Source organism: Pseudomonas monteilii NBRC 103158 = DSM 14164 (assembly GCF_000730605.1).
Taxonomy (GTDB): Bacteria; Pseudomonadota; Gammaproteobacteria; order Pseudomonadales; family Pseudomonadaceae; genus Aquipseudomonas; species Aquipseudomonas monteilii.
In genome coordinates this window covers 104123-125001 of sequence record NZ_BBIS01000019.1, presented here as the reverse complement: position 1 = coordinate 125001, position 20879 = coordinate 104123, and the positions used below count along the sequence as shown (strand labels likewise).

8 protein-coding genes and 3 pseudogenes are annotated in these 20879 nt (G+C 57.7%); 4 read left to right on the top strand and 7 right to left on the bottom strand.

Features of this window, described 5'->3' with window-relative positions; translation table 11 throughout:
- Nucleotide 1 precedes the first annotated feature (1 nt).
- Nucleotides 2-1387 (top strand): annotated as a pseudogene (locus PM2_RS11930) (ISNCY family transposase); the annotation flags it as partial.
- Nucleotides 1388-1655: 268 nt separating this feature from the next.
- Here the strand turns inward: PM2_RS11930 and PM2_RS29995 are convergent.
- The 3 genes and pseudogenes from PM2_RS29995 to PM2_RS11920 form a co-directional block, all read right to left on the bottom strand.
- A pseudogene (locus PM2_RS29995) lies at nucleotides 1656-2103 on the bottom strand (integrase core domain-containing protein); the annotation flags it as partial.
- 663 nt (nucleotides 2104-2766) lie between these two features.
- On the bottom strand, nucleotides 2767-3351 hold the full coding sequence (locus PM2_RS29990) for an NAD(P)H-dependent oxidoreductase (protein WP_080694040.1): 585 nt from the start codon (nucleotides 3349-3351) through the stop codon (nucleotides 2767-2769).
- Nucleotides 3352-3612: 261 nt separating this feature from the next.
- Complete coding sequence (locus tag PM2_RS11920; protein ID WP_028700084.1) at nucleotides 3613-4545, bottom strand: alpha/beta hydrolase family protein; 933 nt, start codon at nucleotides 4543-4545, stop codon at nucleotides 3613-3615.
- A 190-nt stretch (nucleotides 4546-4735) separates the two neighbouring features.
- On the opposite strand from PM2_RS11920, the gene PM2_RS11915 reads away from it, so the two are divergent.
- Nucleotides 4736-5647, top strand: a complete 912-nt coding sequence (locus PM2_RS11915; RefSeq protein ID WP_161775539.1) for a helix-turn-helix domain-containing protein — start codon at nucleotides 4736-4738, stop codon at nucleotides 5645-5647.
- Nucleotides 5648-5813: 166 nt separating this feature from the next.
- Here the strand turns inward: PM2_RS11915 and PM2_RS29980 are convergent, their stop codons facing one another.
- Entirely contained in the window at nucleotides 5814-6008 is a 195-nt protein-coding gene (locus PM2_RS29980) for a helix-turn-helix domain-containing protein (protein WP_006473284.1), read from the bottom strand.
- 75 nt (nucleotides 6009-6083) lie between these two features.
- On the opposite strand from PM2_RS29980, the pseudogene PM2_RS11910 reads away from it, so the two are divergent.
- Together PM2_RS11910 and PM2_RS11905 are read left to right on the top strand one after the other, a co-directional pair.
- Nucleotides 6084-14378, top strand: a pseudogene (locus PM2_RS11910) (non-ribosomal peptide synthetase); the annotation flags it as partial.
- A gap of 38 nt (nucleotides 14379-14416) precedes the next feature.
- Nucleotides 14417-15388: an alpha/beta hydrolase gene (locus tag PM2_RS11905; RefSeq protein WP_028698985.1), complete on the top strand. Its 972-nt coding sequence runs from the start codon at nucleotides 14417-14419 to the stop codon at nucleotides 15386-15388.
- Nucleotides 15389-15470: 82 nt separating this feature from the next.
- Here the strand turns inward: PM2_RS11905 and PM2_RS11900 are convergent, their stop codons facing one another.
- The 3 genes from PM2_RS11900 to ptaA all read right to left on the bottom strand — a co-directional run bounded on the left by PM2_RS11900 (nucleotide 15471) and on the right by ptaA (nucleotide 20861).
- A complete protein-coding gene (locus PM2_RS11900; RefSeq protein WP_028698986.1) occupies nucleotides 15471-17885 on the bottom strand; it encodes a TonB-dependent siderophore receptor in 2415 nt (804 codons plus the stop codon).
- Nucleotides 17886-18003: 118 nt separating this feature from the next.
- Complete coding sequence (locus PM2_RS11895; RefSeq protein WP_028698987.1) at nucleotides 18004-19653, bottom strand: cyclic peptide export ABC transporter; 1650 nt, start codon at nucleotides 19651-19653, stop codon at nucleotides 18004-18006.
- Nucleotides 19654-19766: 113 nt separating this feature from the next.
- On the bottom strand, nucleotides 19767-20861 hold the full coding sequence (gene ptaA / locus PM2_RS11890) for a pyoverdine biosynthesis transaminase PtaA (RefSeq protein WP_028698988.1): 1095 nt from the start codon (nucleotides 20859-20861) through the stop codon (nucleotides 19767-19769).
- Nucleotides 20862-20879: the final 18 nt, after the last annotated feature.

Here is a 20879-nt window from a genome sequence, read left to right as displayed (position 1 = left end):
GATGGAAGGATACCCGCCATCACTAAGGAGACTGCCTGTGCCCCATCGTGAGAGAGTGTTTACCATGAAGGAAGTGGATCGGTTAAAGACCATTGAAGCCCTTGCAGAGGGTAGATTGACTGCCAGTATCGCGGCACAACGCATTAATCTGAGTACCAGACAGGTCTACAACCTGTTGGCGCGTTATCGGCTGGAGGGGCCGCTAGGATTACGATCACTGCGCGTTGGTAAGCCCAGTAATCACCAGTTGCCGACCGGCATGAAGGAACTAGCTGGGCAACTGATTTTACAGCATTACCCCGACTTCGGCCCTACCCTCGCAGCAGAAAAGCTGGTCGAGCTACACGATCTCCACCTTGCCGTGTCTACGGTACGCCAGCTGATGATCAATATGGGACTATGGGTGCCACGGCGACAACGCCCTCCAAGAATCCAACAGCCTCGCTACCGGCGTGCTTGCTTCGGCGAATTGATCCAGATCGATGGTTGTGATCATCGATGGTTTGAGGAAAGAGGGCCTACATGTACTGCCATCGTGTTCGTGGATGACGCTACTAGCCAGATCACTGCTCTGCGGTTTGTGTATTCCGAGTCTACATTCGCCTATTTTAGTACCTTGCGCGATCATCTGAGCGCACATGGCAAGCCACTGGCCCTTTACAGCGACAAGGCCAGCGTTTTTAGGGTGAATCACAAGTCCTCCCGTGGTGAGGGACAAACACAGTTTGCGCGAGCCCTGGACGAACTCAATATCGAGGGGTTCTGTGCTCATAGCAGTGCAGCCAAGGGACGTGTCGAACGTGCACACCTGACCTTACAGGATAGGTTGGTGAAGGAGTTGAGGTTAGCTGGCATCAGCTCGATAGACGATGCTAATAAATGGTTACCGGACTTTATCGCTGATTACAACCGACGTTTTGGCAAAGCTCCATTGCATGAACTGGATGTACATCGCCCCTTGAGCCCACATGATAATCTGGATCATATCCTGCTTTGGAAAGAGCCAAGGCTGATCTCAAAACGGCTTACGACGCAATATGACAAGGTGCAATATCTGTTGATGGATACGCCTTCCCAACGCCGTCTGATTGGACGAGAAATTGTGGTTTATCACTATTGCGATGATCGGGTTGAATTACGTGGCCCTGATGGCAACCTGTTGGATTACTGCATTAATGATCGGCTTGCACCGGTCAATCAGGGGGCTATTGTTGATAACAAGCGGCTTGGCCACGTTTTGCAGATGGCTCAGGAAGTACAGACGATGCGGGATGATGTGCGTTCACGTAGCTTGCCGAACACCCCGACAGCCAACCGACGTCGTGGGCCACATCCAGACAAGGTAAAGCCGAATCGACTGGGGGAAGAACAGTATTACAAGGCGCTGTTGGATGTCAGTGGTGAACGGATGGAGGCACAATTAGATAGGCTAGAACTTGCCGATATTGCCAATGAAGCTACACAGACAGCGGTAAAACGTAAACGGGGAAGGCCACAAATAACAGGGCCAAGAGATGAATCTCCGTCACCAGTTGTTCAAGATGCGATAAACCTGTGGCAGCAGAGAGCACGATCATAAATTAGGCCTGTGTAAATAAGGTCTGCATATGCTGAGTTTATTTGTAGAAGTTCATACTTGATTTGATTGTATAGATCTAGTTATCACCTGACACCGGCCTCAAACCGGTGTCTTGTTTACGCGCTACTTTAGTGCGCACTTCCTTCGGTATCAATTTCAGACCCTTAATGAACATGCTGTAGGGAGTCTGTCCTTTCATCATCCTGCCCTGATGTGGCCGCTGGGTGTTGTAGTGATCCAGGTAGCTGTCCAGGTCTGTCTGCATCTGCTCCACCGACTCATACCAGGTTGTCCTCCCCTTGATAACGGAAGTGTTCGTCCAGCTGTGTGTGATGTAGTCGCTCGATAAAGCCGTTGCTCTGCGGTCTACGCCCCTTGGTGGTCCGGTGCTCAATCCCCTCCAGTTGTAGGAACAGCTCGTAGGGATAGTGGTCAGGGCGCCCACAGAACTCGCGCCTGTTGTCCGATAAGATGGTATAGACCCGAGCCTCATGGGCTTCGAAGAACGGCAGTACCGTTTCATTGTTGATCAGATCACCAAGTCCTTAGTTAGTTCAATTTAAGCTGCATCGATTTGGGCAACAACGCCATTCGGCAGTAAATGAGCGACGTAATCTTGTCATTGAACACCTCAGGTCATGGTGGCGACTGTACCACCTAAAATGGTGTCCGGATGATTAAACCATATATGGACGCCCCCGGGTTGTGCAAGAACTGAACTGATACGGTTTGCGACCATATATCCGGCGTTATGATGGGATTAACTCCCTCGCCATGATGTCATCCGAGCCTTGCTTCCTTATCACTACACCGGTATATGCATACCCAGGTCTAATTCAGGCTGTTACAAGGACGGACCCGTTTCTTCATCAGTGCCTGCAAACTCAGTAACGTAGATTTTCTAAGCAAATATCAAATTAACTTCCTGCAAAAGCTCTGTTCATACTGAAATCAACCGAGTCAGTTAGTACACGCCAGATGATCCAATAAGTCTGAGTTCTGTAGTAGTGATAACCTGCAATGATTGCCGCAAGGCAAAAGACAGCTAGAATAATCATCGACTTTGACATATTGGCAGACCTATCATTTCACGGTTTTTTAGTGCCATATGTTGGCATCTGGAACAGTGATATTAAAAAAAAGACAGCAAAGCTTTTGTCTTGCTGCCTTTTAAGTATGGAGAAATTTTAAGCAAACAGTTGGGAAATGTGCTTGTCAAAATTCGCGAAGTCTTGTTCAATAGTTGGGTTTTTAATTACATCATAGGCTGCAAAGCCTGGTAAAGAATCAAAGCCATTAAATTGATATACTTTGTGTAGCCACATAAATAAACCGTCGACACCTTTACCTTCAAAAAACTCATTAGTATCAAAAGCATACTTAGGCGCATTAAGTGTTACGGATAGCATGAATTTTTTACCTTTCTCAACACCGCCAGAACCATAACGTTGGCTGGGGTCATCGATTACTCGACCATCATGATGAGCTAGCTTACCGCCTAAACCTGCTGTAAATACTTCATCAATGTACTTCTTGAATAGCCATGGTGCACTCATCCAAAACAGTGGCGTTTGTACAATAACCACATCTGCCCATTGATGTTTATCTATTTCACTATTAACATCATACTCTTCGTCAATAACTGTTGTTTGAACGTTATAGCCTAGCATGGTTAAACGATCTTCTGCGACAGAGGCAAAAGATTGATTCAGTTTACCTTCCGCAAAATTTTCCCAACGTTGGTGTGCATTGATAATTAGTGCATTCTTCATATTCATTTGCCTTATTGGGTAAGAAAATAGAGCAGCAACAACTTGTCCACGGTAATCCTCCCGCTAACTCAGGATCATGCCGCTCTTAAGTTGAGGGTTATGTTAAGTGCTAGTCTGAGCCTCAACAATAAACACTCCTGCTAACAGATAACATAAAGTGAAAAAGTAACTAATTTGAATTGATCTGACAGTTATGCATCCACAAAACAGGTAACTGTCAGATCAGATCGCGACTTCTACAGCTTATATATTTAGCAAAACTTAAACCTTCATGTATTTGTCGAACCAGCCAATTAACTTTTCAGGATGGCTGCCAAAGTAGTTGTAGCCAACCCAACGGCGTGGTGTCCCTTCAATCCAGAACAGCTCTTTTTCTTTTGCGCCCAACAGCTCAAAAGTTTTTTCGCCATCTTCCACTGAAGTCCAGCGATCTTCACGCACTTGCACCACCAAAGTTGGCATAGTGACATCGGGTGCAAAGAGGTGAGGAGTCATTTCTGAGTTTTTCAAGCCGCCTGCTTTGACTTGTTCAAAGTCCAAAATTTCAGGAAAATCACCAGCACCTGCCACCACAGAATTTGCATAATGTTTGGTGAACGCTTCCATTGAAACCACCATTGGACTGACCATGCACGCTACATCTTTAAACAATTCAGGATGACGTGAAATTGCCTCGTACTGAGCATTGCCACCTGTGCAACGGCTTAACAGACCCACTTTCATTTTTGACAATTCTGGATGTGCGTTGACATAGTTTTGTGCACCAACGCAATCACGCCACTCATAACGACCCACACCACAAGCACCATTGCCTCCTGTGCCACTACGGCCTAAATTGCGTAAGTCATAAGTCAAAATATTGTAGCCAGCATCATGCAGGTGTTTTAACTCAAACAAAAAATTAATTTCTGTCGGGTCAAGCATGTCCCAAGGAGATAAATGTCCAGCCAAGCCATAGCGATTCATCGGCAAAGGATGATTGGCAATAATCAACAAATCAGATGGCTGAACGGCTGGAATGTACCAAGCCTCAAGCGGCACGCCATCCAAAGCAGGGAAGAACACATCTTCATAGGCCATGCCGTGGTCAGCAGGGGTTTTTAAAATCGGGGTGCGCATCGGCTTAGCAGAAAAATTGGCCACGGCTTGAATGACCGCAAATTGTTCTGCTGTGGGTTGGTTTTGAATGCTCATCTTTGATTCCTATGCTTTATAAGGGGTAGCCACATCATTTCATTTAATGCAGGCCGCATTGTCTTCAAAGCATAGCTTAGGTTTTAAGCACTGAATTTCCGATGCCCAAAAAAATCAATTCCTTGCCTAAAATAGTCACAAATCAATGAAAGTGTTGTTCATAACCATATTTTGCATGTAAAATATGGTTATGAACAACGAAACCCTATGCGCCATCGCACGCCAATTGCTCAAGCAGCAGCAAGCCTCAAATTCATCTATAGTTGAAGGGCTATTGCCCACATGCAGCCCTGACATAGATCTTTTTTATCAGACCAGCGCTCAAGAGCTGCGACCGACAATGTACGCACCTGGATTGGTATTTTTATTTTCAGGTGAGAAAAGTGTACAGCTTGGGCAAAATTATTACGTATACAACCCCAGCAAAGCTTTGTTGCTGACTGGAGTTTATCCTGTGTACTGCAACATTCGCGCCAGCGAACAAGAACCTGTCATTGGGATACAAATCCGTTTTGAACGCAAACAAGTGGCGCAATTGCTACACCACTTGACTGTGCATTCAGACAGCACATCGGAACAGATGGCAGCAGCCCATTCGCACTCGGGTTTTTTGTCTGTTCAAGTGACTCCAGCCATCCAAACGGCTTTATACGGGTTGTTGAATGCACTAGGCAATCCAGTCACGTGCGATCTGTTTATGCCCACACACATTCAAACGCTGGTATATGCGGCATTAGAACAAGCCGATGTTTGTGCATTTATCCGCGAGTGGCTGGAGCAAGATGGTAGCTTTGCTCAATTTTTACAAGCCTCTGAGTTTCTTTTACGTCAATTGGATCAGCCTGTCACTTTGCATGATTTGGCGTCCCATATGGGCATGAGCATTCCCACCTTGCAGCGTAGATTCAAGCACTATACGGCCGATTCACCCATGCAATATCTAAAAAAAGTGCGCCTCAGCCACGCTTATGCTCGCCTCACGCAGACTAACTGCACCGTGCAAAGCGCCGCTTATGCAGTTGGCTATGAAAGCGTGTCGCAGTTCAGTCGTGAATTTAAACGCTATTATGGGCAGAATCCACAGCAGGTTAAGCGAATTTAATACAATTATTTATTCCCACGCGCCAGCGTGGGAATGCATATGTTCGTTGTGGTTAACACGTTAAGGCTGGTTGACCTACAGCAAGATCGAGTCTGCCAAAAAGCTATTAGCCAGCGGAGTACCCCCTCAGGATGTAGCCAAGAATCTCGACGTATCCGGTGCTACGCTATAAGCATGCGTTATTGTTATTTCCGTTTTCTGAACATGATTTTACCATGCATTTGGCTTTGGTTATGTCGTTAAGAACCGCAGAGAGCAAATTAGGTTCTCCAATCGTCATGGCTTCATCTAAATAGGCATTGATCTCAGCTTCGTTGGTCAAGTATTCAGTTGGATCATACTTGCTAAACTGTTCTTCCATATCTTGTCTCCCATCCTCATAACACTGAAATTTCAATTAATCAGAAACTGTGAAATATCAACTAGTTTTTGACACCTTGAGGTCGAACGCCGTCTGGCCGATGCCCTCAAGCAACTGGCGCAGCAGCAGGGTGCGACACTCTTCACGCTGCTGCTGGCCAGCTTCCAGACCTTGCTGCATCGGTACTGTGGGCAGGATGATATCCGCATCGGCATCCCGGTCGCGAACCGCAACCGTGTCGAAACCGAGCGGCTGATCGGCTTTTTCGTCAACACCCAGGTGCTCAAGGCCGAGTTCGGTTCGCTTGTGCACTTCAGCGACCTGCTGGCCCAGACGCGTCAGATGACGCAGGATGCCCAAGCCCACCAGGACCTGCCTTTCGAACAACTGGTCGAGGCGCTGCACCCTGAGCGCAGCCTGAGCCATAGCCCGCTGTTCCAGGTCATGTACAACCACCAGAAAGTCGCCGCAGGCACGCGGCGTAGCTTGCCTGGCTTGCTGGTCGAGCACATTGCCTGGCAACGCAAGACGGCGCAGTTCGACTTGACCCTGAACACCGTCGAGCACGACGAAGGTATCTCGGCAGAGCTCAATTACGCCACGGCGCTGTTCGATGAGCCAACCGTGCAACGCATGGCGCGGCACTGGATCAACCTGCTGCAATCGATCGTCGACCATCCTCGGCAACGGATCGGCGAGCTGCCCCTGCTCGCGGCCGATGAGCAGCAGGAAATTCTCGAACACTGGAACCACACCCAGGCACCTTATCCCGCTGATCGGAGCGTGCATCAGTTGATCGAGGCGCAGGCAGGCGAAACACCTGATGCCTTGGCCGTTCTGTTCGGCGAACAGCAGCTCACCTATCGACAGCTCAATCAGCGCGCCAACCGCCTCGCTCACGCATTGCGCGAGCAGGGGGTAGGGCCCGACGTGCTGGTCGGCATCGCGGTCGAACGCTCGCTGGAAATGGTCGTGGGCCTGCTGGCTATCCTCAAGGCCGGCGGCGCCTACGTTCCCTTCGACCCTGAGTATCCGAGGGATCGGCTTGCTTACATGATGGACGACAGCGGTATCGGGTTACTGCTGACGCAGCGTGCGTTGCTCGAACACCTGCCGATCCCTTCCAGTGTGCGCAGCATCGTGCTGGATGACGACGACAGTTGGCTGACGGCTTTCAGCGCCAACGATCCCGTGCACCTCACCCACCCCGAACACCTTGCCTACGTGATTTACACTTCGGGCTCGACAGGGCGACCGAAAGGTGCGGCCAACGCGCACCAGGCATTGGTCAACCGCCTTGTCTGGATGCAGAAGGCCTATGGTCTGGGCGCCACTGATACGGTCCTGCAAAAGACCCCCTTCAGCTTCGACGTCTCGGTGTGGGAGTTCTTCTGGCCCCTGTTGACCGGCGCCAGGCTGGCGCTTGCGCAACCGGGTGACCACCGCGACCCTGAGCGCTTGGTGAGCACCATTCAGAGGCACGGCGTGACGACGTTGCATTTCGTGCCATCGATGTTGCAGGCCTTCATGACCTGCGAGCATGTCGAGCGCTGCGATACCTTGCGACGTGTCGTCTGCAGTGGCGAGGCGTTGCCTGCCGATCTGTCGGAGCAGACCTTGGCCCGATTGCCACACGCCAGCCTGTACAACCTTTATGGCCCTACCGAAGCTGCGATCGACGTAACCCACTGGACCTGCCGGCCATCGTGCCCGGGCAGCGTCCCGATCGGCACGCCCATCGACAACCTCAAGACGCACATTCTCAGCCGCGATCTGTTTGCGCTTCCTCATGGCGCGAACGGCGAGCTCTACCTGGGCGGTGTCGGCTTGGCGCGAGGCTACCATCGCAGGCCGAGCCTCACTGCCGAACGGTTCGTCCCGGACCCTCATGATGCCAGCCAGCAGGGTGGGGGGCGGCTGTACCGCACCGGTGACCTGGCGCGTTATCGAACAGGGGGCGTGATCGAGTACGCGGGGCGTATCGATCATCAGGTGAAGATCCGTGGCTTGCGCATCGAGCTGGGCGAGATCGAATCCAGCCTGCTTGAGCATCCGGGTGTTCGCGAGGCGGTAGTGATCGACATCGACGGGCTCCATGCCAAGCAGCTGGCTGCGTACCTGGTGCTTGAGGAAGGGGCGGCCAGCCATGAGGAAATCCTGCAACATCTCAAAGCGGCATTGCCCGACTACATGGTGCCGAGCTACCTGGTGTCGCTGCAGGCCTTGCCGCTTACCCCCAATGGCAAGCTGGATCGCAAAGCGCTGCCCAAGCCGGATGTGAGCCAGCAGCAGAAAGCCTACGTGCCGCCGAAGAGCGCGCTGCAAGCGAAGCTCGCGAGCATCTGGGCCGATGTGCTGAAGCTTGAAAGAGTGGGCATCACCGACAACTTCTTCGAGCTTGGAGGCGACTCGATCGTGTCGATCCAGGTCGTCAGTCGGGCCCGCCGGGAAGGTATACGTTTCACGCCCAAGCAGTTGTTCCAGCATCAGACCATCCAGGGGCTGGCGTGCGTGGCAGAGCAGGATGACGGCGGCACGTCGACCCTCGACCAGGGGCCGATCATCGGCAAGGTGCCCTTGCTGCCCGCCCAGGCACGCTTTTTCGAACGGCAGGGCAACGGTGATGCGCCTGGCAGCGTGGTGATGACGCTCAGGCCCACCCGTGCGCTTGACCCCGACACGACGGAAAAGGCCTTGCAGGCCGTATTGGCGCACCACGACGGGTTGCGGTTGGCGTTCAATGTGGCGCAGGAGGCGCACGGTGCGCCGCTTTCCGAACACCAGGCGCTTTGGCAGAAGGAGCCCGTGCTGTGGCTTGCAGCTGTGCAGGACCCGGCACAGTTGGATGCGTTGGCCAGGCAGGCGAGTGCCAGCCTCGATGTGCATAGAGGCATCCTGGTCCGGGCAGTCCTGGCGACGCTGGCCGATGGCAGCCAACGGCTGCTGCTGGTAAACCATGCGCTGGCGATGGACGAGGCATCCCGGGACATCGTCCTGCAGGATCTGCGCCTGGCCTGCGAGCAGCTCGACGCAGGGCAGCCTGTGGCGCTTCCTGCCAAGTCCACCTCGGTTCAGAGCTGGGCGTATTCCGTGCATGCCTCGCTCGAGGATGCCCCGAGCGCATTGATCCATTGGCAGAAGGCACTGGCCGGGATCAGTCACGAGCTGGTTGGCAGCCCACGAGAAGCAGGGGCGCCCGCCGACAGTGCAACGTTCGGTACCTGGCTGGACATCGACCTGACCCGACGCCTGACAGAGCAGGCCGCCGCAGCCTACCGCGCCGAGCCCGGCGACCTGCTGCTGGTCGCGCTGACGCGTGTGCTGGCCCGCTGGACAGGCCAGGACAGGGTCTTCCTTGGCGTGCAGGCTGATACCCGTCGCCAGGCAGGCTCGGGTGTCGACCTGGGCCGCACGGTTGGCTGCCTGGATTATCCGTTCCCTGTCGTGCTCGACATTGACAAGACCACGCTGGATGGCGCGATCAAGGGGCTCAAGCAACAGTTGCGTACGGCTGCCGACAGGCGCCTGTCGTTCGCCGCGTTACGCTATCTGGGAGACGAAGCCAGCAGGGAAACCTTGGCCGCATTGCCGGTGCCGCAGTGCTCATTCAGCTACCGCAAGGCGCTGGCCAACGTGCTGTTCGAGCCATTGAAGAGCGGGGAAGGGCGTGAATCGTCGTGCGGCAACGGTCTGTCGGTCGATGCTCGGGTATGGCCGGAGGGGTTGCGCATCGACTGGCGCTTCAGCTCACGGCGTTTCAGCGAGTCCACCATTCAAGGCCTGGCTGAAGCGTTCCATCTGGAGCTTCTGGCGCTGATCGAGCACTGCACCCTGCCAGGTGTCGCAGGCGCCACCCCGTCCGACTTCCCGCTGTGTTCGCTCAGCCAGACGCAACTGGACGAGCTGCCGGTTCCGATCGCCGAGATCGCAGACATGTACCCACTGTCGCCTGCGCAGAAGGGCATGCTGTTCCATTCGATCGAAGACAGCGGCAATGATCTGTACATCAACCAGGTCAGCCTGCCAATCAGCGGGCTCGATATTGAGGCGTTCGTCGGCGCATGGGCAGCGGTCATCGCACGGCACGAGGTATTGCGCACCAGTTTCCACTGGGTCGGGCTGGATGAGCCGGTACAGATCGTACACGCCCAGGCAAACATGCCGATGCGCGAAATCGACGCCCGGGCGGATGCAGCGCCGGACAGGTTGGCCGGTGAGGTCGCGCGTGAGGAGCTGGTGGCAGGTTTTGACCTGACGCAGGCGCCGTTACACCGCATGGTTCTGGTTCGACTGACGTCTTCGAGTTACCAGATGATATGGACGAGCCATCACCTGTTGATGGATGGCTGGAGCAAGTCCAGGCTGTTTGCCGAACTGATGCAGCATTACGCCGGCCAACCGGTCACTGGCACCAGCGGCCGCTACGGCGATTTCATCGCCTGGTTGCAGGCGCAGGACAAATCTCGTCAGGAAGCGTTCTGGCGCGACAGCCTGGCGCACAGCGAGGTGACCTCGCTCAGTCAGGCCGTGTACCCACGGCACACTTCGGATGAACCGGGCCACCACGCGCTGTATACCCGGCGTGACGCCGCATGGACCAAACGTCTTCAGCAGTACTGCCGAACGTTGCGTATTACCCCTAACACCTTGATCCAGGGCGCCTGGCTTCTGCTGCTGCAGCGCTACACGGGCAAGCGCAACGTCACGTTCGGCGCGACCGTGGCCGGGCGCCCAGAGTCGCTGCAGGATGCCGATACCACCTTGGGCCTGTTCATCAATACCTTGCCTGTGTCGCAGACGCTGGACCCTCGGATGCGCCTGGCGGACTGGCTGCAGGCCTTGCAGGCCTACAACGTCGAGCTGCGCAACTGGTCGCATACGCCGTTGAACGAGGTTCAACGCTGGTCGGCCGTGCCGGGGCAGAAACTCTTCGACAGCATCATCGTCTTCGAGAACTACCCCATCGACGAAGGTTTGCGTGAGGCGCCCGAGGCAGGTCTGGAGTTTGGTGATTCCAATGACGTGGGGGTCACCAACTTCCCCATGGACCTTGCGGTTCACCTCAACGATACGCTGATGATCGAGTACCTTTACCTGCGCAATGCGTTCAGCGAACAGGCGGTCGACGGTATTCGCCAGACCATGGAGTCGGTGCTTGAAACCCTGCTGCAGGATGCGCAGGCACGCCTTGGCAACCTGGACATTGTGCCCGCTGCGCAGCGCGCCCCTGTCGCCGACACTGCCACGCAAGCGCTGGCAAGCTACCGCCCGGAACGGATGGCAGAGCTGATCATCGAGCACGCCCACGATCGCCCCGATGCCATCGCCCTGGTCTGCGGGGATGAGCGCATCAGCTATGCCGAGCTGGACCGCCGTTCGGGGCGCCTGGCGCTTGCCTTGCAGGCAAGCGGTGCCGGACCTGAAACGGTGGTTGGGGTGGCATTGCAACGCTCGGCGGAGCTGGTGGTCGCGCTGCTCGCCGTAATGCGCACAGGCGCTGCCTATGTGCCATTGGACCTGGAGTATCCGATGGAGCGCCTGGCCTGGATGATCCAGGATTCAGGCATGTCGTTGATGATCACCCGGCCAGCGTGCCGCGACGCTCTGCCGGAGCATGGCCACCTGCCCGTTCTCGCGCCTGATGCGCAGCCTGCCGATGCAGGCCCGGCGTTCGTCGACATTGCCGTGGATGAGCGTTGCCTGGCCTATCTGATCTATACATCGGGATCGACCGGCAGGCCCAAGGCCGTGGCGGTGTCTCAAGGCCCTCTGAGCCGGCATTGCCAGGCGATCATGCGGCTCTATGAAATGGGGCCTGCGACGCGAGAACTGCACTTCATGTCCTTCGCCTTCGATGGGGCCCAGGAGCGCTGGCTCAGCGTACTTGCGAGCGGGGGCGCTCTGGTTATTCGCGATGGCGAGTTGTGGACCGCCGAACAGACACTTCAGGCACTTTGGCAGCATGAAATCACGATCGCCTGCTTCCCTCCCGCCTACCTGAAACAGCTGGCAGAAGCAGTGCATGACGCGGGGCACGAGCCACCGCCAGTGGATATCTACTGCTTTGGCGGCGATGCTGTGCCCGAGCAGACCTTCGAGCAGGTCAAGGCTGCACTCAGGCCACGGCTGTTCACCAATGGCTATGGCCCGACCGAGACTGTGGTCACGCCGTTGCTATGGAAGGCGGGCGGCGGCGCACGTTGCGAGGCTGCCTATGCCCCCATCGGCCATGCGGTCGGCTGCCGTACGCTGCACATCCTCGACAATGACCTCAATCCGTCTGGTATTGGATTTGCCGGTGAACTGATGATCGGCGGTGATGGCATCGCCCGTGGTTACCATGGCCGTGCGGGCCTGACGGCGGAACGTTTCGTGCCTGATCCGGCTGGCGAGGGCGGGCGCATGTACCGCAGTGGCGACGTAGTCCGACAGCGCCTGGATGGGCTGGTCGATTACGTGGGGCGTGCCGACCATCAGGTCAAGCTGCGTGGCTTCCGGGTCGAGCTTGGTGAAATCGAAGCATGCCTGCGGGCGCAGCCAGGCATCCGCAATGCCCTGGTGGTGGTTAGAGAAAGCCCGGTAGGCAAACAGCTTGTAGGCTACGTTGTCAGTGAGCAGGCGGGTATCGCTGGCGAACTGAAGGCGCGCCTGGCCGACCACTTGCCCGATTACATGGTGCCTGCCTACCTGATCGAGTTGGCGCAATTCCCTGTCACGCCCAATGGAAAGATCGACCGCCTGCGATTGCCCGAACCCGAGTTCGTTTCGACGCAGTTCCAGCCAGCGAGAAACCAGCGGGAATCGATCCTGGTGGATATCTGGGAGCAGGTTCTGCAGGTCGACGATTTGAGCATCACCGATAATTTCTTCGAGCGGGGAGGGGACTCCATCCTCAGCCTGCAAGTCGTCTCTCGTGTCAGAAACCATCCGCAGCTTGACCTGGACCTCAAGCTGCGCGACTTGATGCGTTATCAGACGATCGAGGCGATCGTTGCCCATTGGGAGGCCGCGCCTGCGGTGGTTGAGGCGCAGCTGTCGACAGAGGTCGACCAGCGCCTTTTCAACCTGCTGCCTATCCAGCAGTGGATGTTCGAGCAGCAGCTGCCCGATCCGGCCCATTTCAACCAGGCATTGATGCTCAGGCCCCGGGCGGCCCTGGACCTCGTCGCCCTTGAGCAGGCGCTGCAGCATATCGAACTGCATCACGACGCGCTGCGGCTGCGTTTCTCCCAGCCGCACGGGCAGTGGATGCAGTGCTATGGCGAGCCTTCCGGTAGCACGACGCCCAGGCTGAACCTGCACCGTGTCGAGAGCATGGAGGCGATGACGGCACTGGCCAACCAGGCGCAACGCAGCCTCGATCTGGCGCAAGGCCCACTCTGGCGCACCCTGCATATCCAGCTGCCGGATGGGCAGGCGCGGTTGCTGTTGATCCTTCACCACTTGGTCATGGACGGTGTGTCATGGCGCATTCTCCTCGAGGACCTGCAGACTGCCTATGCGGCGTGCTGCCTTGGAACAGACCCTGTGCTGCCTGCACGGACCAGCAGCTACCGATCATGGGTCGAGCGCCTGCAGGCCGAGGCAACATCCATTGAAGCGCAGCAGGGCGCCTGGTGGCTTGATCAGGTTCGTCCTTGCGCCGGGAAGCTGCCCTGCGACAACCCGCGCGGTCGCAATCACTCCAGCCAACAGGCGGTGAGCCATTTCCGGCTGACGCCGCAACAAACGACGCAGCTCCTGAAGCAGGCGCCGGCTGCCTATGGCACGCAGGTCAATGACATCTTGTTGACGGCGCTCGGGCGTGCACTGGGCCGCTGGACCGGCCAAGAGGCGGTGATGGTGCAACTGGAAGGCCATGGCCGCGAGGACCTGTTCGAGGGCGTCGATGTCTCGCGTACCCTCGGCTGGTTCAACAGCCTGTTCCCGGTCCGCCTCACATCACGCCTGGACGACACGGCAGCGCAAGCCATTCGCAGCACGCAGCGGCAGCTGGCAGCCATCCCCGAAAAGGGTATCGGCTACGCGGTCTTGCGCCAGTTCGGTTCGGGTGAGATGCGTCGGCAACTGCTTGAAGGTGCCCAGGCCGAGGTCACCTTCAACTACTTCGGGCAGTTCGATCAGCACTTCGACGAGCATGCGTTGCTGGAGCCAGCCGCCGACGATCCGGGCGATTGCTACCACGCCGATGCCAACCTGGTGAACCAGCTGCAGATGGTAGGGCAGGTCTACGACGGGGTGCTCTCGTTCCGCTGCATCTACAGCAAACGCCGCTACAGAGCCGAGACGATAGAGCGGCTGATGGAACAGTTCCAGCGCGAGCTGGTGGCACTGATCGAACATTGTGTGGACGTGACTGTCCCGGCCTGACGGCCGGGAACAGCAGCGCCGAACATTTAGGGAGTTTCATGTTGAATAACGCGTTGGAAGCCTTCCTCGACCTGGCTGGCTTGAACCTGGATATCAAACCGCTGCACACGCTTTCTCCGGCCCAGGCACGGGCAACCTTCGAGTCGTCTTCGCAACGACTGCGCTGGCCCGTGCCTTGGGATCTGCGGGTCGAAGACCTGTCGGCTGTCGTGCGCGATGGCAGTTCGCTTGCGTTACGGCTTTACCGACCCTCGGTTGACGCGGGCGCGAACTTGCCAGTGGTGCTGTATTTCCACGGTGGGGGCTACGTGGTGGGCAGCCTGGATTCGCACGACGGCGTATGCCGAGAGCTTGCCGGGCGTACCCGTTGCGCGGTGCTTTCGGTCGGTTACCGGCTTGCCCCGGAACACCGGTTTCCGACGGCCCACGAGGACTGCGCAGATGCCGTGCAGTGGCTGGCGACCCAGGGTCGCCGCCTGGGGCTCGACCCGGCCCGGGTCGTGTTCGCCGGCGACAGCGCAGGTGCCACCTTGGCCACTGCGCTGGCGATCGAAGCTGCAAGGCAGGGCCCGCAGGCGGCGATAACGCCTGTTGGCCAGCTGCTGTGCTACCCGATAACGGATGCAAGCTGCAAGCGTTCGTCGCACACGGTGTTCGGTGAAGGGTATTTGTTGGAAGACGAGACACTCGACTGGTTCTACGCGCAGTACGCGCAGTCCGACGAAGACCGCCGGGATTGGCGTTTCTCACCGTTGCTGGCGGATGAGCTTGCGGGGCTTGCACCTGCGATCATTCTGTTGGCAGGCCTGGACCCGCTGCTGGATGAAGGCAAGGCCTACGCGGCGCGGCTTGAGCAGGCCGGGGTGGACGTTGAATGTATCGTGGCAGAGGGCCTGACTCACGATCTGCTGCGAACACTGTCCATCGTGCCGGAAGTCACGGAGGTCTACGACCAGCTGGCCGACGGCGTGCGCCGTTGGTTGCAGGCCGAAGGTATCGGCAGCCGATAACGTTGGCCGGGACGCAAAAAATCCGATGCTCGTTTCCGGGCATCGGATTTTTGCATTCCGGGCTAAGGTCAGCCCAGCGGCTTCAGTTTTCGTAGCGCAGGGTAAGGCCAAAGTTACGCGGTGCGCCGAAGTAGTTGCCCAGGTTGCTGTTAAAGACAGACGAATAGTACTTCTTGTCGAACACGTTGTTCAGGTTGAGTTGCACGCTCAAGTTGTTGTTGATCTTGTACTGCGTGTTGAGATCGACAAGGTTGTAGGCGCTCTGCTTCACATCGCCCAGGTAGATCTTGCTCTGGTGGTAGACGTTGCCACCGACTCTCCAGTCCTGGAAGCGGCCAGGCAACTGATAGTTGGTCGCGACCTTGAACAGTCGTTGCGGGGCCGTTTCGGTCGAGTAGTCAGTACCCTTCCTGGCGCCGGCGACATACTCGGGATGGCTGTAGGTGTACCCCGCCATCACGTTCCACTGCGGCAGGACCTCACCCCCGACCTCGATGTCGAAACCACGGTTGCGTACCTTGCCGCCTTCCTCATAGCAACTGGAGGCACGGGTTGGCCCGCAGACGCGCTGTGCCCCGCTGATCACCTGAGGCATGTGGCTCTGGTCTACCTGGAAGAGCGCGATGGCGGTGTTGACGCGGCCACCCAGAAACTCGTTCTTGATCCCGACTTCGTAGTTGGTGCCGGTGATCGGGCTGAGCAACTTGTTATCCAGGCCATAGTTGGCCTGCAGTTGGTAGATTTCGGTGTAGCTGGCATAGACCGAGGTGTTGTCGGTGACATCGTAGACGATGCCGCCATACGGGATGATCTTGTTCTTTTCCTCGAACGGTTCCATCTCATCCGGTGACTCGTACTTCACCGAGCTCAGGCGGCTGCCCAGGATCACGTGCAGATCGTCGGTAGCGTTCAGGCGCGTCGCGGCATAAACCCCCTTGTCCTTGCGCACCGCCCGGTACTGCTCGCGCTCGCCACTGTAGGTAGGGGTGGCGACCAGGTGAGGGTCGAAATCGAGAATGTCGACGGTCGTGGGGTTGTTGTTGTAACGCGATTCGTTAATGAAGCGATCCTTGCGTGCCGTAGCACCGAAGACCAGCTCGTGCTTGCGACCGAACAGGTCGAACGCACCATTGAGCGCCGCATCGAGGCTGATCTGCTCGTCGTCGTACTTGGTATCGTTGGTACGCAGTTGGAGCTGGTCGTTGCCCACGTTGGTGCCGTACAAGGCCAGGAAGTCAGCATTGGACCAGGTCATGCTGCCGTTCACGGTCAGCTTCCAGTCCTCGTTGAATTCGTGGCGAACGTCGCCGAACACGGTGCGGTTGATCTTGTTCAGGTGTGCCCAGCCCGGCGCGAAGGAAGTCGATCGGGAGAAGGGGTAAAAGCTGCCGCTTTTCTGAGTTGGCAAGCCGCCCCAGTCATATCCGCCATTGTTGTCCTTCTGCAACACAGTACCCAGGCTGACCGTTGTCCAGTCGCTCAGGTCGGCTTCGCCGATCGCATAGAACAGCTGGTTGTCCTTGTTGGCCCTGTCCACGAAACTGTTGCCGGCACTGTAGAGCATGACCGTGCGCCCGCGAAGGGTTCCTTCGGCATTGAGCGGGCCACCAACGTCGATCTGGCCGCGGTAGTTGTCCCAGGACCCTGCGCCGATCTCGGCCTTCATCTGGTAGGTATCGCCCGGGCGCTTGCGCACCAGATTGATCGCTGCCGAGGGCGAGCCGGCGCCTTGCATCAGGCCGTTCGCGCCGCGAACGATCTCGACCCGATCATAGATCGCCATGTTGTTCACCGAAGTGACGTCCATGGAGAAACTTTCCGAGATGCTGCTTGGCACACCGTCGTACTGCAGGTCGTTGACCTGGAAACCCCGTGAGAAGTAACGCGAACGCTCGGTACCGAAGTCTTTCACGGTATTGATACCGGTGGCAGCGCGCGCGACATCGTCGAGTGACTGCATGTTCTGGTCGTCCATTTGGCGACGCGTCACCACACTGACCGACTGTGGGGTTTCGCGAGGCGACAGCGCCAGCTTCGTTGCGGTATTGGTGGAACCGGTGATGTAAGACCCTGTTCCCTCGGTCGTGGCACCCAGGGTTCTGGACTGGATACTCGTGGCGTCGAGTAGCATCGCGCTGCCACCTTCGTAGGCCGCCTGCAAGGTCAAGGTGTTGTCGCGCAGCTGATAGCGCAAGCCACTTTCCCTAAGCAGCACGCGTACCGACTCATCCAGACTGTAGCGGCCGCTCAACGCACCTGAGCGCAGGTTCTGTACGGCATCGGGCTCATACAACACCTGCACGTCGGTCTGCTCCGCAAATGCCTTCAGCGCCGAGCTCAAGGGCTGTGCCGGGATATTCAAGGTCAGTTGCTGATCTTGCGCCTGGGCAGCCAAGGGCAGGGCCAGGCTCAGGGCCAGTGCTGGCAGTTGGGCGTTGAATGCGCGTCGAAGGCCAAGCGCCCGGGTCAGGTGATTCAATCGAAGGTGGGTGGGCATTTCGGTGCTCGTTGTAGATGTTGAGTGGATAGGCTGGGCAGATCTTTTTTTAGGGTGACTAGGGGTATGACGCACGGCTGATGACAAACCGGAATGCAAATGTTTCGCTTTTATTGCATCAGGCGACGCACGCCTCGACGACCACCTTGCCGGCCGCCATGCGCACCAATTGGTCGGCGACATCGAAATAGCGGTCATCGTGGCTGATGACGATGATTGTCTTGCCCAGGCGTTTCAGTTCGGGCAGCAGTTCGGTGTAGAAGATGCGCCGGAAGGTCGGGTCCTGGTCTGCAGCCCACTCATCGAACACCAGCACCGGGCGTTCTTCGAGCCAGGCATTGATCAGCGCCAGCCGCTTGCGTTGCCCGGTCGAGAGGTCGGTGGTGGTGAAGCTGCCGTCGCGGATGCTGACCTTGTGTGCGATTTCAAGCCTCTTGAGATAGACCTCGGCGCTGTCTGGCACCTGCTTGGCGCCCAGGAAGGGGTCGTCGAACAGGTAGTAATCGGAAAAGATGGTGGTGAAGAGCTGGCGATAATCGTCGCGATCCTGCGCGGTGATGGGCTGGTCGTTGATACGAATCTCGCCCTGTTGCGGCGGGTACAGGCCGAGCAGCAGCTTGATCAGGGTGGTCTTGCCACAGCCGTTCTCGCCGACGATGAAAACGATATCGCCCTGGCGGATCTGCAGGTTTACCGGTCCCAGGGTAAACGGTGCGTTGCCGTCGACCGGGGGGAAGGCAAAGCGCACATCACGCAGCTCGAGGGTGCGCAAGGCGGGCAGCTGGCTGGCCTTGTCTTCGAGCAGCAGGTGCGGCTCTGGCGAGGAGAACCGTTCGGAGAGCTCGGCAACCCGGCGCAAGGCGATCTGGGCGCGGCTGATGATTGGCAGTGTGCCTATCAGGTATTCCAGTGGGCCTTTCATGTACAGCAGCACCAGGACGAAACCGCTCATTACCGCTTTGTCGCTGTTGGGCCATAACGATTGCAAGGCGAGCGCCAGGCCGATGACCACGAAGAACAGCATCGAGCCGAAGGTCTTGGCGATGACGAAGGTATTGATGGAGCGGATCTGGGTATCACGAATCAGGTCGGCCGTGCCCTGGATGTTGCGGCTGAACATGCGTTGGCGGCGAGCGCGGTGGATGCGCAGCTCCTTGGCGCCACCGGCGATCGCATTGTAGTGTCTTTGCAGCTCATCCTCGGCATCACGCGCCGCGACGAACCCCTGCATGCCACGGGCCCGTGCGATGTACTGGACGACGGTGCCGAGGGCGATAGCGGTCAGGATCAGCAGGAACATGGGCAAGGACAGCATGGCCAGGTAGCTCAGGCAGCCCAGGGTGACGGTCAGGGCGATCGCCAGGGGCGCGAAGGCGAAGGCGAAATCGCTGATGGTGTCTACGTCGTGCGTCAACACCGGGATCAGCCGATGGCTGCGATAGCGCTCGATTTGTTCGATGGGGGCCGACAGCACCTTCTCGCCCAGCGTTTTGCGCAAGGCGGCAATGATGTGCTGGCCCACTCGGTTGCTACCGATGTCGGAAAACACCGAGCTGGCGAGGGCCACCAGGCAAAGCCCGGCGAAGCCCCAGACCACGCCTTGGGTCAGGCCGGAATCGTCGTGCAGGGCCCGGTTGATGGTGGCCAGCAGAAAGGTGATGCTGAGGCCGCCGACCATGCCCAGGATGACGGAAAGCGCGACGGTGTATTTAAACGGCTTGAGCAGGGCGAAGAGGTCCTGCACGGCGCCGCGGGTGGGCTGGGACATGATGTGCTCCTGAGTAGATCAGCCGACACTGGCGGGGGGAGCAGCGCCTTGTGTGCGCTGCTGTTGGGTAGGTGTTAAACGAAGCCAGGGAGGGTGGATTTAGGCGGCTGACCTCAGCCGTGCATGACTTCAAGAAACGCCTTCAGGAAGGCCTGCATCTGCGCCGGCGTACCCACACTGACACGCATCCACTGCGGCCACGCCTCGAATACCCGCCCGACCCGGATGTTGCGTTGCGCGAGTGCCTCGATCACAGGTTTGGCGGGGCGGCCGAGGGCCACCATGAAGCAGTTGGCCTGGGCGTCGGTGCAGCGGTAGCCGGCCTTTTGCAGGGCCTCGATAGTGTTCCGCAGAATGCTTCGATTGATGTGTTTTCGTTCACTGACCAGGCCTTCTTGTTGCAGGCTGGCGATGCCGCCCATGGCGGCGGCAAGTGGCACGAAGTTGTAGCCGTTCAGGCGTTGCAGGTCGGCGAGCAATGCCGGTTTGCCGACCACTAGCCCCAGGCGGGCACCGGCCATGCCATAGAGCTTGGAGAACGTTCTCAGGACCATGACGTTGTCATGGCTGACCGCCAGGTCCAGGCAGGAGGGCGCGTCGGTAAAGTGGATATAGGCTTCATCGATGATCGCCAGGCTGCCTGCCGGCTTGTGGGTGACCAGGTGCTCGATGTCGGCGCGTGGGGTCAGCGTGCCCGTGGGATTGTTGGGGTTGCACAGGTACAGCACCCCGGGTTGCCGGGTGGCGGCAAGCATGCCGCGTACGTCATGGGCGTGACGGGCATCGAGCGGCACCTCATGCACGGTTGCGCCGACAGCCCTGGCGCCATTGGCCACCGAGTCATAGGTCGGCGCGGCGATGACCACGCTGCGCTTGTCGGCGTGGCGAGCCAAGGCGTACTGCAACGGCGAGCGGGAGCCGCAGAAGACGGCCACATGGTCTTCGGGTACCTGGTTTTGCCGGGCGAACAGCTCAGCCAGGCGGTATTCGTGTTCCGGAAAGTAGTGGCCGCTCTGGCGAGCACCCTGGTGCATTGCTTCGAGTGCCGAAGGGCAGGGGCCATACGGGCTCTCGTTGTAATCCAGGCGGATGATGGCATCGTCCGCCGGTGGGTCGCTCGCGGCGCCTGCCGCCCAGGCGGGCATGGCGGGGGCGAGGCCGGTCAAGGTAGCGGCGGCGACGAAACGGCGTCTGCTCAAGGTGGGCATGGTCACTCTCCCTGTGGA